The organism is Cryobacterium aureum, from assembly GCF_002954245.1.
In the GTDB taxonomy this organism is placed as follows: Bacteria; Actinomycetota; Actinomycetes; order Actinomycetales; family Microbacteriaceae; genus Cryobacterium; species Cryobacterium aureum.
The window spans coordinates 15,792-29,284 of record NZ_PPTG01000029.1; the positions used below are offsets into that span (position 1 = coordinate 15,792).

The 13,493-nt window shown below is 65.3% G+C and carries 13 protein-coding genes; 4 read left to right on the top strand and 9 right to left on the bottom strand.

Annotation, left to right across the window (positions count from 1 at the left end; translation table 11 throughout):
• Nucleotides 1-19: 19 nt before the first annotated feature.
• The 5 genes from CJ028_RS11200 to rplJ all read right to left on the bottom strand — a co-directional run bounded on the left by CJ028_RS11200 (nt 20) and on the right by rplJ (nt 4,859).
• Nucleotides 20-901 (bottom strand): carbohydrate ABC transporter permease, encoded by an 882-nt coding sequence (locus CJ028_RS11200; RefSeq protein WP_105035337.1) that lies wholly within the window; start codon nt 899-901, stop codon nt 20-22.
• On the bottom strand, nt 898-2,280 hold the full coding sequence (locus tag CJ028_RS11205; RefSeq protein ID WP_240607212.1) for an ABC transporter permease: 1,383 nt from the start codon (nt 2,278-2,280) through the stop codon (nt 898-900). The genes CJ028_RS11200 and CJ028_RS11205 overlap by 4 nt, the downstream gene beginning before the upstream one ends.
• 29 nt (nt 2,281-2,309) lie before the next feature.
• Nucleotides 2,310-3,617, bottom strand: coding sequence for an ABC transporter substrate-binding protein (locus tag CJ028_RS11210; RefSeq protein WP_105035339.1), 1,308 nt, complete (start codon nt 3,615-3,617; stop codon nt 2,310-2,312).
• Between the two features lie 289 nt (nt 3,618-3,906).
• Nucleotides 3,907-4,290, bottom strand: coding sequence for a 50S ribosomal protein L7/L12 (gene rplL / locus CJ028_RS11215; protein WP_092340409.1), 384 nt, complete (start codon nt 4,288-4,290; stop codon nt 3,907-3,909).
• A 53-nt stretch (nt 4,291-4,343) separates the two neighbouring features.
• Entirely contained in the window at nt 4,344-4,859 is a 516-nt protein-coding gene (gene rplJ / locus CJ028_RS11220; protein ID WP_104083138.1) for a 50S ribosomal protein L10, read from the bottom strand.
• A 380-nt stretch (nt 4,860-5,239) separates the two neighbouring features.
• Here rplJ and CJ028_RS11225 point away from each other — a divergent pair, with 380 nt between their 5' ends.
• Nucleotides 5,240-6,877 carry an MFS transporter gene (locus CJ028_RS11225; RefSeq protein ID WP_105035340.1) on the top strand — a complete coding sequence of 546 codons (1,638 nt, stop codon included), beginning with the start codon at nt 5,240-5,242 and terminating at the stop codon, nt 6,875-6,877.
• A complete protein-coding gene (locus tag CJ028_RS11230) occupies nt 6,874-7,314 on the top strand; it encodes a MarR family winged helix-turn-helix transcriptional regulator (RefSeq protein ID WP_105035341.1) in 441 nt (146 codons plus the stop codon). The genes CJ028_RS11225 and CJ028_RS11230 overlap by 4 nt, the downstream gene beginning before the upstream one ends.
• 148 nt (nt 7,315-7,462) lie before the next feature.
• Here CJ028_RS11230 and CJ028_RS11235 read toward each other — a convergent pair whose 3' ends face one another.
• The 3 genes from CJ028_RS11235 to CJ028_RS11245 form a co-directional block, all read right to left on the bottom strand.
• Nucleotides 7,463-8,977 carry a sensor histidine kinase gene (locus CJ028_RS11235; RefSeq protein WP_105035641.1) on the bottom strand — a complete coding sequence of 505 codons (1,515 nt, stop codon included), beginning with the start codon at nt 8,975-8,977 and terminating at the stop codon, nt 7,463-7,465.
• Nucleotides 8,978-8,988: 11 nt separating this feature from the next.
• Complete coding sequence (locus CJ028_RS11240; RefSeq protein WP_105035342.1) at nt 8,989-9,735, bottom strand: response regulator transcription factor; 747 nt, start codon at nt 9,733-9,735, stop codon at nt 8,989-8,991.
• Nucleotides 9,736-9,803: 68 nt separating this feature from the next.
• Nucleotides 9,804-10,925 carry a hypothetical protein gene (locus CJ028_RS11245; RefSeq protein ID WP_105035343.1) on the bottom strand — a complete coding sequence of 374 codons (1,122 nt, stop codon included), beginning with the start codon at nt 10,923-10,925 and terminating at the stop codon, nt 9,804-9,806.
• 283 nt (nt 10,926-11,208) lie between these two features.
• Between CJ028_RS11245 and CJ028_RS11250 the strand changes: the two genes are divergently transcribed.
• Together CJ028_RS11250 and CJ028_RS11255 are read left to right on the top strand one after the other, a co-directional pair.
• Nucleotides 11,209-11,736, top strand: a complete 528-nt coding sequence (locus CJ028_RS11250; RefSeq protein ID WP_105035642.1) for a YqaJ viral recombinase family protein — start codon at nt 11,209-11,211, stop codon at nt 11,734-11,736.
• A gap of 122 nt (nt 11,737-11,858) precedes the next feature.
• On the top strand, nt 11,859-12,836 hold the full coding sequence (locus CJ028_RS11255; RefSeq protein ID WP_240607213.1) for an NADP-dependent oxidoreductase: 978 nt from the start codon (nt 11,859-11,861) through the stop codon (nt 12,834-12,836).
• Nucleotides 12,837-12,936: 100 nt separating this feature from the next.
• Here the strand turns inward: CJ028_RS11255 and CJ028_RS11260 are convergent, their stop codons facing one another.
• Nucleotides 12,937-13,461 (bottom strand): signal peptidase I, encoded by a 525-nt coding sequence (locus tag CJ028_RS11260; RefSeq protein ID WP_240607214.1) that lies wholly within the window; start codon nt 13,459-13,461, stop codon nt 12,937-12,939.
• Nucleotides 13,462-13,493 lie beyond the last annotated feature (32 nt).

Here is a 13,493-nt window from a genome sequence, read left to right on the forward strand (position 1 = left end):
ATCATCCCGCGGTGGACTATTACTTTTGGGAGCCGGCCAGCAAAGCCTGCACGAAGAAGCGCTGAAACGCGAAGAACACAATGAGTGGCACGATCATCGACAGAAAAGCTCCGGCCGACAGCACGTCGATGTTCGACCCGAACTGGCGCAACTGACTCTGAATCGCCACGGTCAGGGGTTGCGACCCGGAGTTGGTGAAAATGAGGGCCACGAGCATGTCGTTCCAGGTCCACAGGAACTGGAAAATGGCCAGCGACGCGATGGCCGGGCCGCCGAGCGGCAGAATGACCTGCACGAAGATTCGCCAATCGCTAGCACCGTCGATGCGGGCAGCTTCGAGCAGTTCGGCCGGAATCTGGGTGAAAAAGTTGCGCAGCAGAAAGATGGCGAACGGCAGCCCGAAGGCTACGTGGAACAAGATCACGCCAAAGATGGAGCCGAAGATTCCCAGGGTGCCGAACATGCGGGCGAGAGGAATCAGCGCGACCTGCAGGGGCACGGCGAGCAGCACGATCACGACGATGAGCAGCCAGTCCCGGCCGGGAAACTTGAGCCAGGCGAAGGCGTAGCCGGCCAGGGCTCCGAAGATCACGACGAAGACCGTCGTGGGAACGGCGATCAAAATGGTGTTCCAGAACGACCCGGTGATGGTCGGGTTGGCGAGCAGGTTCGCGTAGTTCTCAATGGTCAGCTGCGCCGGGGTGGTGAATATCGTCCACCAGCCGCTCGAGGCGCTATCGCCGACCGTGCGCAGGCTCGACAGGAACAGGCCGAGGGTCGGCACCAGCCAGAAAATAGCGACGATCACGAGAACGGCGTTGACCACGCCCTTGTCGACGAAGCCGAGGATGGCGCGGGCGAGCGTTTTCTTGCCGCGCACGTGCGTTGCAGCGCCGCTCACGACTGCCTCTCCTGACGGAACTTGCGCACGTTGATGATCATCGACGGCAGCACGAGGATGAGCAGCAGAATGGCCAGTGCGCTACCGAGGCCCTGATTGCTGCCGCCACCAAACGACACGGTCCACATCTCCACCGCAATGACGTTCGCCGCGGGTTTCGACGCACCGGGTGGGATCACATAGACCAGGTCGAAGATCTTCAGCACGTTGATGATGAGGGTGACGAACACGACGATGAGCACCGGAGACAGCAGTGGTGCCGTGATGCGGGAGAACACCTTCCACTCGTTGGCGCCGTCCATCCGGGCGGCTTCCTGCAGGGAGCGGTCGATCGCGCTCAGTCCGGAGGCGATCATGACCATGGCGAAGCCGGCCCAGATCCAGATATAGGAGAGGATGATCACCGCGGTGATCAGACCGGAGCTCAGCCATGACACCCCCTGATAGCCCTCGTCGAAGTTCGAGGCTGGCAGGGCGATGCGGTAGCTCTCGGTGCCGAGTCCGTCGAGAACGTAGCGGCCGGCGGCATCCGTTTCGGTGGTGGCGGCGATCGTGCCGGAGGCTTCGACCGCGTCGACCTGGATGCCGGGCAGCCCGGTCTTGCCGTCGTCGATCTGCCCGTTCGTGCCACCACCGCCGGTGACGACGTCGAGCCAGACCGTGCCCGTAATCTGGCCGGCCGAAGCGGTGCCAGCGATCTCGGCCTGCGCGGCGCTGGCCGGCACAGCGTCGGCGCGCACCCCGACGAGGGGGAAGTTCACCTCGGTTCCGGCTGCGGCGGCAGCTTCGCTGGCGATGACCCCGTTGTCGTTGATCAGACCGACGTCGGTGCGCGGGTTGGCTCCCGGGTAGGCCGCGTCGCCGCCTCCGAACGCGCCGTTCACGGCCACGACGGCCGCGTTCACGACCCCAAGGTTGGGGCTCTCCTGGAACATGCCGCGAAAGATGACACCGGCGGCGAGCATGGAGATGGCCATGGGCATGAAGATGATGAGCTTGAACGCCGTTGACCACTTGATTTTTTCGAGCAGCACCGCGAACAGCAGACCCAGCACGGTGCAGGCGACCGGGGCTACGAGCACCCAGATGACGTTGTTGCGAATCGCCGTGAAGGTTGAGTCATTCGTGAACATGGTGACGTAGTTGTCCCAGCCCACGAACGCCCCGCCGTCGGCGCTGAAGAACGAGCGCACCACCGTGTACAAAATCGGGTAGAGAACGAGCCCGGCCAGCAGCACGAGCGCCGGCGCCAGAAAGCCGAGGGCGATCAGGAACATGCGTCGGCGGCTCGCCCCCATCCTGGGGCGGCGGCCGGATGGTGCCTTACGGCGTGCGGATACGGCCTCGGGCTTCTCGATGCTGGTCACGGTGCGCGACACGGCTACGGTGGTGAGCCGGCTTGCCGGGCTTAGTCCACGTACGCCGCGGCGGCGGCGTCCTCGAGGGCCTGCTGGGTGCCGGCAACGTCGCTCGGGTCCTGCAGAAATTGGATCATGATCTGCCAGAAGCCTTGGCCGGGAGTGCCACCGAATGCACTCGGGGTGAGGTCCGACATGTCGAAGCGGAACGTCTCAGCGCCGGTGAGGGCTTCGGCGATCTGCCGGCTGGTCTCGTCGGGGTAGAGGGCGGTGTCGACGTTGTTGTTCGGCGAGGTGAGGCCGCCCTTTGGAACCCAGACCTCGGCCGCTTCAGGCGAGGCGAGGAACTGCATGAGAGCGTCGGTTGCGGCGTCATCGGTGAAGGAGACGGCTACGTCGCCGCCGCCGACGACGGCGGGTGCCGAGCCGTTCACCGAGGGGAAGTCGAAGAACAGGGCGTTCTCGCCGACGACCGAGTTGCCGTCATCGGTGATGTTACCGGCCACGAAGTCGCCCTCATAGATGGTGGCGGCCTGCGGGTCGGCACCGAAGACCTCGGTCACCGACTCCGGGAAGGTACGCTGCGCGGCACCGGACTGCACGAGTGCGTCATTGCCCCACAGAGTCGCGAGGGCGTCCAGCGCCACTGTGACGGAAGGGTCGGTCCAGGGAATTTCGTGGTTGGTGAGCTGGTCGTACATCTCGCCGCCTGCGGTCTGCAGGTAGACGTTCTCGAACCAGTCGGTCAACGGCCAGCCGACATCTGCTCCTATGGAGATTCCGGCATAGCCGGAGTCGGCCACGAGCTGCAGCTGAACCAGAAAGTCGTCCCAGTCTGCGGGAGCTACCGCTCCGGCGGCGTCATAGAGATCCACGTTGTACCACATGGTCGATTTGTTCGAGGCTTTGAACCAGACGCCGTATTGGGTGCCATCGCTCGAGCCGAGGTCGACCCAGCTCTGGGAGTAGTTCTCGGCCACGGCCGCGCTGGCCGCGTCGGACAGTGGCTGCAGGTTGCCATCGGAGGCGAGCTGGTTCATAAGGGCAGGCTGCGCGAGCATGGCGACGTTGGGCGGGCTGCCACCCTCGATCTGGGTGCCGAGCGTGGTCGCGGCATTGTCGCCGAAGCTGGTGTAGTTCACCGTGGCACCGGACTGTTCTTCGAACGCGGCCAGAACGGCCTCGAAATTGGCCTGCTCGGCCCCTGACCAGGCTGCGGAAACTTCGAGGGTGTCGCCGGCGAATTCACCGGAACCGGCAGCATCCGTTGTACCTTGCGAGCACCCGGCCAACGTGAGAGCCAGGATGCCCGCTCCGGCCAGCGGGGTGAACAGTCTGTGGTGCGTGATGGAGCGCATTGCTGGTCCTCTTCGTCGAGTTGGAGAAGCACTCCCGTCATGCGGCCGGTTAACTGGTCTGGGCCAGCACTTCCTCTCCCAACCTATGGTCCACGGCAACTCACACCAAATTCACGATTTATATTCAGGTTCAGTCAATCCCCAGATCGGGGCTGTCTTCAGCGGATGCGAGCTGGCCGGGCATGACAAAAGGGGCGCCGTCTCCTTGCGGAAACGACGCCCCTTGCGCGTTCAGTCGACTTGAATGCCGACTGGCTACGCCTCAATCAGATCCCCTTGCGGGGAGTGACTACTTGAGGGTAACGGTGGCGCCGGCCTCTTCGAGGGAAGCCTTGGCCTTCTCGGCAGCGTCCTTGGCAACGCCCTCGAGGACGGCCTTCGGCGCGCCATCGACAACGGCCTTGGCCTCGCCGAGGCCCAGGCTGGTGAGCTCGCGCACAACCTTGATGACCTGGATCTTCTTGTCGCCGACGGCGTCAAGGATGACGTCGAACGCGGTCTGCTCTTCGACCTCTTCAGCGGCAGCGGCAGGGCCAGCGGCTCCGGCAGCGGCGACGGGAGCGGCTGCGGTGACCTCGAAGGTCTCCTCGAACGCCTTGACGAACTCGGAGAGCTCGATGAGGGTCAGGCCCTTGAACTGCTCAAGCAGGTCTTCAGTGGAAAGCTTTGCCATGATGTACTCCTAATAGTTTCTTAAAAATTCGTGAACCGTGAACAGGCAGGTGCCTAGTTCGCGGACTCCTGCTTCTCACGCAGCGCGTCGATGGTGCGAACAGCCTTCGACAGCGGTGCCTGGAAGAGATAAGCGGCTCCGAACAGCGATGCCTTGAAGGCGCCGGCCAGCTTGGCCAGCAGCACCTCGCGGGACTCGAGGTCGGCAAGCTTGCCAACCTCGGCTGCGGTGAGCGGGTTACCGTCAAAGTAACCGCCCTTTACCACCAGGAGAGGGTTTGCCTTGGTAAAGGCACGCAGGGTCTTCGCGACGGCGACGGGGTCTCCGTGTACGAAGGCGATAGCGGACGGACCGACAAGTTCCTCGTCGAACGAGGTGATGCCGGCCTTGTTGGCCGCGATCTTGGTGAGCGTGTTCTTTACCACGGCGTACGTGGCGTCCTCACTGATGGACGTACGCAGGCTTTTCAGCTGCGCAACAGTGAGACCGCGGTACTCGGTGAGCAGAACGGCGGTCGAGCTCTGGAATTTCTCCGTAAGCTCGGCGACCGTTGCTTCCTTGTTCGCCATGGTGCTCCTCATTAATAATCATGTGCCGGGTAGCCCGGGGCGCAGACATGAAAAAAGCTCCAGCGCAGGGCGCCGGAGCTTGGGGAACAATCTGAAAGACTGTAACTGAACTTCGAACACCTGCGCGGGCCGTTCACGTGAATGAACCTTCGACTGCGCAAACGTCTTTCGACATAGCGCAGCAACCGGCGGTCTGTGGCTAGGGTTCAGCATAAGCGAACGTTCAGCACCGTGCAAATCGAAGCGGATGATAACTGGTTGACAAGGGTCTACTAGTTACGTATGGTTGACGCTTGTTAACTAATCGCAGGAGTTTCATGAGTCGCGCTTCACGCCGCAGCACAGCATCCGTTCGCCACGCTCCTAATGCCGACGGGTCGATGACCCACCGGCAGGTTTTGGAGTCCCTCTCCGGCCTGCTGCTGGGCATGTTCGTGTCGATTCTGGCCGGCACGGTCGTCGCCACCTCCCTGCCCCTGATCATCTCCGACCTTGAGGGCGACCAATCGGCCTACACCTGGGTGGTCACAGCCACCCTGCTGGCGACCACGGTCTCGACGCCCATCTGGGGCAAGTTTGCCGACCTGTTCAATCGCAAGCTGCTCATTCAGCTCGCCCTGGTGGTCTTCGTGCTCGGCTCGGCCCTGGCCGGATTCGCTCAGAACACCGACACGCTCATCGTGTTCCGCATCATGCAGGGACTCGGCGGCGGCGGTCTTGCCGCCCTCAGCCAGATCATCATGGCCGACATCATCAGCCCCCGCGAGCGCGGCCGGTACGCCGGCCTGTTCGGCGCGGTCATGGCCCTCGGCACCATCGGCGGGCCGCTGCTCGGCGGCGTCGTAACGGATGCCTTCGGCTGGCGCTGGAACTTCTTCATCGCGCTACCCGTCGCCGTCGTCGCCATCATCCTGCTGCAGGTGACCCTGCACCTGCCCGAACGGGTTAAGCGTGTGGTCAGCATCGACTACCTGGGCATCGTGCTGATCAGCGCCGGCGTGTCACTCCTGTTGATCTGGGTCACCCTGGCCGGCAACTCGTTCGACTGGGCATCGCTGCCTTCATTTGCCATGGTGCTCGGCTCGGCTATTTTGCTGATCGCGGCCGTGATCGTGGAGTTCAAGGCGAAGGAACCGATCATTCCGCTCGATCTGTTCAAGAACCGCACCGTCACCCTGGCCGTTATCGCCAGCCTTTCGGTGGGCGTGGCCATGTTTGGTACGTCTGTCTTTCTCAGCCAGTACATGCAACTTGCTCGCGGTGCCACGCCGACCGAGTCTGGCCTGCTCACCATCCCGATGATGGGTGGGCTGCTGATCTCCTCCACCTTCTTCGGTAACCTGATCAGCCGCACCGGCAAGTGGAAAGCCATCATGGTCTCCGGAAGCGTGCTGGTCCTGGCCGGGTCGCTGCTGCTCGGGTCGCTGCGCTACGACACGAGCCTCGTCTTCGTGGGCGTGTTCATGTTCATCCTCGGCGCCGGCGTTGGCATGATCATGCAAAACCTCGTGCTCGTCGTGCAGAACACCGTAGAAGTCACGCACCTCGGCGTGGCCACCAGTACCGTTACCTTCTTTCGCAGCCTCGGCGGCACCGTGGGTGTTGCGGTGATGGGCTCCGTGCTCGGCACCGTGGTGGCGCAGTACATCCGTGATGGTACCGGCGCTCTCAGCCCGGCCAATCAGGCTGTCGCCGCAGAGACCCTCGGCGACGGCACCATTCCACAGGTGTCGCTGCTACCGGCGGCCCTCCGCGTGGTCGTCGAGTCGGCCTACGGAATCGGAGTGGGCAACGTGTTCCTGCTTATGGTTCCGCTGGCCGTGATCACCCTCGTGACGATTGCTCTGCTGCCCAACATTCCACTGGGTACCATGACCGGCATCGATCGGGAGCGGTTTGCCGCTGCTGGCGAGGCCGCTTCACCGGCGACCGGCCGGATCCTGGTCGACGTGAGTACGGCATCCGTTGCCCTGCCACCGTCAGAGCCCGAATTGGATGAAGGTAAAATTCGATCATGACCATAATCACCACGGATGCTGCCGTGGCGGCCGTCGAGGAGCAGATGACGGTGCTGGCGGGGAACATCCGCGCGAGCATGCGCGATGCTGCCCTGTTCATCGACCCGACCCTGCAACCGTTCGGGCTCAAGCTCATGCGCACGCTCGAGCGTTGCGGGCCGACCCCCGCAGGCGCCTTGGCCGAGAATCTGGTGGTCGACAAGAGCATCATCAGCCGTCAGGCCCGGGCCCTGCACGAACTCGGCCTGATCACGACGCAGACCGATGACGCCGACGGACGGGTGAAGCACTTCGCTCTCACGCCCCTGGCCGTGCAGAAGCTGGCCGCGGCGCGCGCCAATAAGTCCACGCGTGTACTCAGCCGGCTGCAGAACTGGCCCGCCGAGGACCTCACCCGGTTCGCCGAGCTGCTCGCCCGGCTGAACACTCCCGACTAACCCTCGTCGGACCCGCTCCTGCCCTCTTGATGGGGCTAATTCAGGAGATCCGTCGTCCTCCGGCCTCGAAACTCGCCAGATCGCACGGCGGCCGGACGCCCCGCTGCCGGATGCCCTGAATTAGCCCCGGTTCACCTTGACCAGCGGGTCAGGCCAACGGCAGCGAGACCCGGAAGGCCGTGTGGCCCGGTCGGCTCTCGACAGTGACCTCGCCGCGGTGCGCGGCGACGACCGCGGCCACGATGGCCAGACCGAGGCCGGTGCTACCGGTACTCGGCGCGCCCGTGGTGTTGGCGGCGCGAAAGCGTGAGCTGTCGCCGCGGGCAAAACGCTCGAACAGGGTGGCCGTGAGTTCCTCGGGGACGCCGGGACCGTCATCCGTCACCGTTATCACCGCCCGTTCATCGTGCTCGGCGAGCGCGACCAGAACCGTGGTGCCAGCATCCGTGTGCACCCGCGCGTTGGCGAGCAGATTGGTGATCACCTGGCGCAAGCGCGGCTCGTCACCGATCGCCTCAAGGGGTTCCTCGGGCAGGTCGAGGTTCCAGACGTGATCGCGGCCGGCGGCGTGTGCGTCGCTGACGGCGTCGACGAGCAGCATCGTGAGGTCGACCGGTTCCATTTCGAGTTCGCGGCCCTCGTCGAGACGGGCAAGCAACAGCAGGTCTTCGACCAGACCGGTCATGCGTACCGACTCACTTTCGATGCGGCCGAGCGCGTGTATTGCGTCGGGCGGCAGCTGCTGGCCGCTGCGCCGGGTGAGTTCCGAATAGCCACGGATGGATGCCAGCGGGGTGCGCAGTTCGTGGCTCGCATCGGCGACGAACTGGCGCACCTTGCGTTCACTCGCCTGCCGCGCCTCCAGGGCGAGGTCGACGTGGTCGAGCATGCGGTTGAGCGCCGCACCGACCCGGCCCACCTCGGTGCGCGGGTCGGTATCACCGGCCGGAACCCGATCGTCGAGCGAGACTTCGCCCTGGTCGAGGGGAAGTTGCGCGACCCGGGTCGCGGTCGCGGTCACGCGTTGCAGCGGGCGCAGGGCGAGGCGAACTACCCAGGCCGCGATGATGGCGACGACGATGAGTCCGGCGAGCGAGACGAACGTGATGATCAGGGCCAACTGGGCTGCCGTGGTATCGACGCTCGACAAGGGCAGACCGATCAGGTACAGGGTGCCGCTGCGAGACGTTTCGGCCTGCACGCGGTACTCGCCGAGGTCACCGCCAAGGTTCACCGTGACCGCGGCGGACTGGTTGACGTGGTCGGCGAGCTGCTGCACCTGTTGGGCGGAGAGTTCTTCGATCGCGCCGCTCTGGTCGTCGGTGTAGCCGGTCGTGATACTCGATCCGTCATAGACCAGGGCGAGCAGCCCGGGCGGTTGGGCCGGACCACTGAGAATACTGTTGGCGGTGGGGGTGCCGAAATAAGTGCTGCCGGGGGTATCGCCGAGGCGGTCCCCGTCGTTGTCTCCGCCGCCGAGCACGGCGCCGGAGCGGTCGGCGGCCGAGGCGAGTTGAACGTCGAGGCGATCGAGCAGCGAGGCGCGCAGGATGACCACACTCACCACCCCGATGGTGATGCTCACGAGCGCGAGCAGCCCGACGACGGTGAGCACGAGGCGTCGCTGCAGGGTCCAGGGTGAGCGGGGTCGACTGCGTCGCATCCGTTTGGCCATCAGGCAGTTTTCAGCATGTAGCCGGCGCCGCGCACCGTGTGAATCATCGGCTCGCGGCCGGCATCGATCTTCTTGCGCAGGTAGGAAATGTAGATCTCGACGACGCTCGACTTGCCGCCGAAGTCGTAGCTCCAGACCCGGTCGAGAATCTGCGCCTTGCTCAGCACCCGACGCGGGTTGCGCATGAGAAAGCGCAGCAGTTCGAACTCGGTGGCGGTCAGTTCGATGGCCGTTCCGTCGCGGAAGACCTCGTAGCTGTCTTCGTCGAGGGTGAGATCTCCCACGGTGATGCGCGGGTCGGTCGAGTCGGCCACGGCGAGGGTAGAGCGACGAATGAGCCCGCGCAGTCGGGCGACGACCTCCTCGAGGCTGAACGGCTTGGTGACGTAGTCGTCGCCGCCGGCGGTGAGGCCGGCAATGCGATCATCGAGCGAGTCCTTGGCCGTGAGAAAGAGCACGGGCGTCTCGTAGCCGTCGGCGCGCACCCGCTGCAATACCTGCAGGCCGTCGATGTCGGGCAGCATGATGTCGAGCACGATGGCGTCGGGGCGGAATTCGCGGGCGATGGTGAGTGCCTGGCGGCCTTCGCCTGCGGTGCGCACCTCCCAGCCTTCGTAACGCAGGGCCATTGACAGCAGATCGGTGAGGGTAGGTTCGTCGTCAACGACCAGAACCCGGATAGCGCTGCCGTCGGCCTTGGTCAGGCGCGGGCCATGGCCGGTGTGGGTGCTCTCACGTGTGCTCATTCTGAGGAGTATCCGGCAGTTGCCTATGAACGCCCTATGAGTGCGCCGTCAGATGCCTGTGGCCCTCCTTAGCCGATCAGGGCGGCCAGCAAGGCCGGCGCGGGCACGCGTGCCTCGCTGGCCGGAACGAAGAGTCGCTGGCAGCCGTCAAGCTCAACCTGGATCGGGGTGTCGAGCCGGGTTCCGGCCCGTTCGGGCCAGAGCACGGCAAATCGGGTGAGGTCGGCCGTACACGCGGGCACCTGCAGAGCGGATGCTGCGGCCGGAAGCAGCGCCGCGGCATCCGCTGGCAGGGTGGTTGCGCGCTCGAAGGTACCGGACCCGAGGGTCAGCACTGAACCGAGCATCTCGTCGTTGAACTCCATGCCCTCGATGTCTTTCAGTTCACTGAGGTCGGGATCGGGCACCGGGTCAACCGTGTAGACGCAGACGCTGGCACCATCGATGCCGTCGTAGGAGGGAATCTCTGCCGGGGGCACGGGAATCGGCTGCAGGTCCTCGCCGACCTCACCGGAGTAGGTCTGCAGACCGGTCGTGCCGAACAGCAGCGACTGCTCGGGGGTGCCCGTGCTCATGGCGCAGCCGGCATCGAGCGCCTCGAGCGGCACCTGCAGCACGAGCGGCAGCTTCGTCGTGTCGGTGCCGTGCAGGGTGTCGAGGGCGGCGTGCGCGGCTGGCTTGGTCTTGCCGCAGGCGGTGCGTGGCCAGGCGGCTCGCATCGCGTCACCGGCGGCGTTCTCGAGCCAGAGTTCGGGCACCAGTTCCATGTCGGCGGTGCAGGCCTGATTGAGCCCGGCCTGGTCGTTGGGTTCGGCGAGCGCCGACAGCAGCGGGCCGAAGTCGCCTTCCAGGGTCTCGACGGTCACGGCCGACCAGCGGCCCTGGTCGTTGTCGAGGCTGCCGAAGAGGGTACAGCGGAACGCTGCGACGGGTTCGAAGTCGGCGGGCACCATGCCTGGCTCCGGGGCGTCGGGGTGCGTGGCGGTCAGATCGGTCTGGGCGGGAACGCCTTCCGGATACACCATCCAGTCATTGCCGAGGTTGGGTGCCTGGCAGTCGACGCCGGCCACGAGCTGCGCCACCGGAGTGTCGGTAGCTGCGGGGTACCCGGGCAGGCCGGCGCATCCACTGAGCAGCAGGGCCAGCGTGGCCGCCCCGGCGAGCGCGAATCGAACTGGGTTGTGCGCCATCTGTTCCCCCGATTGGTTGCCGTCGTCTCAGGCTAGCGACCCCCAGATCTCGTCGCGATAACGATTCTCACGGCAAGCGGATGCGTGACTTCGGCTCTCAGTGCCCGTGGCGGTGGCGCGCCGACCGTGCGCGCGGGCACACAATAGAGGAGTGCCAAATTCCACGCTGTCTCTCTTCGACCTGGACCAGCCTTCGGAGCACCCCGCTGTATTCGCTGTGCTGCCGGCACCGGCACCACACACGCTGCGCATCGTCGCCGACTCGAACGACCGGGTGGCCTGGATGCGAGCGCGCAACCAGGGCATCACCGCAACGGATGTCGCCAAGCTGTCGACCCCCAAATCAATTCTGAACGCCGCGCACGACAAGATGCACGGTACGAGCTTCTCCGGCAATAGCTACACCGACCATGGACGGGCCCGGGAACCGGTTATCGCCGCGTGGGTGCTGGAGAATTACGGCATTGAGCCGAGCACGAACCTGTTTCGGTCGCTTTCGCATCCGCGGCATCTGGCCACACCCGACGGGGTCGGCGTGGTGGCCAATGGCGATCTGCACTTGGCCGAGATCAAGACCACGAGCAAGCCGTGGCGCAGCATTCCACGCAGCTATTTGCGGCAGGTGTGGTGGCAGCAATATGTGCTCGGGGCCGATCGCACCCTGCTGGTCTGGGAAGAGCACCTCGATTTCATTCCGGTGGCGGCCGTGCCCGAATGTCGCTGGATCGAGCGGGACGAAGACCAGATCGCGATTCTGGTGGGCCTCGCCAATGCCCTGATCGACAACCTCGACCAGCAGGCCCGCCGCTAGCCGCCCTCTTTTTTCCGGACGGGGCCCGGGCCCCGTCCCTGGGCCCAGGTTATAAACTGGGCCCGCGTTCCGGGCCCGGGCCCCGTCCGCAATGCAGGGGTGGCGTGGGCCACAATGAGGGTATGGCTCCTGACTTCCAACTGCCGCCGACCATGCGCGCCCTCGTCATTGACGAGACCGGCGACCCCGACGTCTTGCACCTGACCCAGAGGCCACTTCCACGCCAGATCTCCGACGAGGTTCTCGTGAAGGTCGTTGCCGCCGGACTCAACCCCATTGACGCCAAGACGCGCTCCGGCAACGGGGTCGCGGCCGCGATCGAAAGCTACCCGGCCATTCTCGGCAACGACTTCAGCGGCGTGGTCGTGCGCGCCGCATTCGAGGCCTCACCGCTGCAGCCCGGGGACGCCGTCTACGGCATGGGCCGGGTTCCGCGCACCGGCGGCAGTTTCGCCGAGTACGTCTCGGTCTCCAGCATGAGCGTCGCCCGCAAACCGACCCGGCTCAGCCACGCCGAGGCCGCCGCCGTTCCCGTCGCCGCGCTCACCGCCTGGGGAATGGTCAAGCTCGCCGGGGCCGCCCCCGGGCAGCGGATGCTCGTGCACGCCGCCAGCGGCGGCGTCGGTCACTTCGCGGTGCAGTTCGCCCGCGTTCTGGGCGCCCACGTGATCGCCACGGGATCCACCCGCAACCTCGACTTTCTGCGTGAGCTCGGCGCCGACGAGGTCATCGACTACACGACCACGCGCTTCGAAGACGTGGCCCGTGACCTCGACTCGGTCATCGACCTCATCGGAAACGTGCACGACGACACCGGCACCCGCTCCCTCGCTGCGCTCCGCCCGGGCGGCCTGCTCGTGAATGCGCCGACCGGCAGCTGGCCCACGATGGCAGCGGATGCCGCAGCCGTCGGTCGCCGTGCGACCGGTTTCAAGGTGTCCCCCGACGCCCGCGCCCTCGACGAGATCTCGAAGCTGCTCGACGCGGCTACCGTGCGCGTGCACGTCGACGCGGTGTTCGAACTCGCGGACGGCGCTGCAGCACATCGGCTGATCGAAGAGGGTCACACCCGCGGCAAGATCGTGCTGCGCGTCGCGTAGCGGGCAGGCATCCGCTGACCGCCAGCCGGAGCCGCACGCCGGGGAGCCTGCTGCGAAGTGGCTGCATGAGGAAACACCGACTTTCGGGGGTACACATCGATCAGACCGATGAGTGGCGATGGAGGCCGGCTGGACGCCGCCGTGCTGCACGGATGCCGCCTACGAGCATCAGGGCGGAATAGCCTAAAAGTGCCATTGCCACGCCCGGTATGATTACCGCCCTACTCGCCCCGTCGATGAAGTTGTTGGCGTAACCGATCAGCGGCACGGAATACCAGAGCCGTCCCTGAATCTGGGCCGAGCGCACGAGGTCGGGATCGGGAACACTGTTGTTGTCTCCCTGCAACTGAAAACTCCGGGTACCGTCCGTGGAGGAAGTGATCGCGATGATGCGGTGGGTGATCACCGCCGGCTCGCCCGAGTGCACCTGATAGGTCGCGACATCACCGATCACGAGGTCGTCGGTGTTGACCGGGCCGACCACGATCAGGGTGCCGGGCGGCAGGTGTGGCTCCATCGAGCTGGTCAGCACCGTCAACGGCGTTGCGCCCGTGATCTTGGGCACGACGACCAGCACGGCGAACAGCACGAGCACGAACAGGAGCAGCGCCGCGCTGATGGCCACGCCGAGAGCGTGAATGATCCCCCGCGATGCGC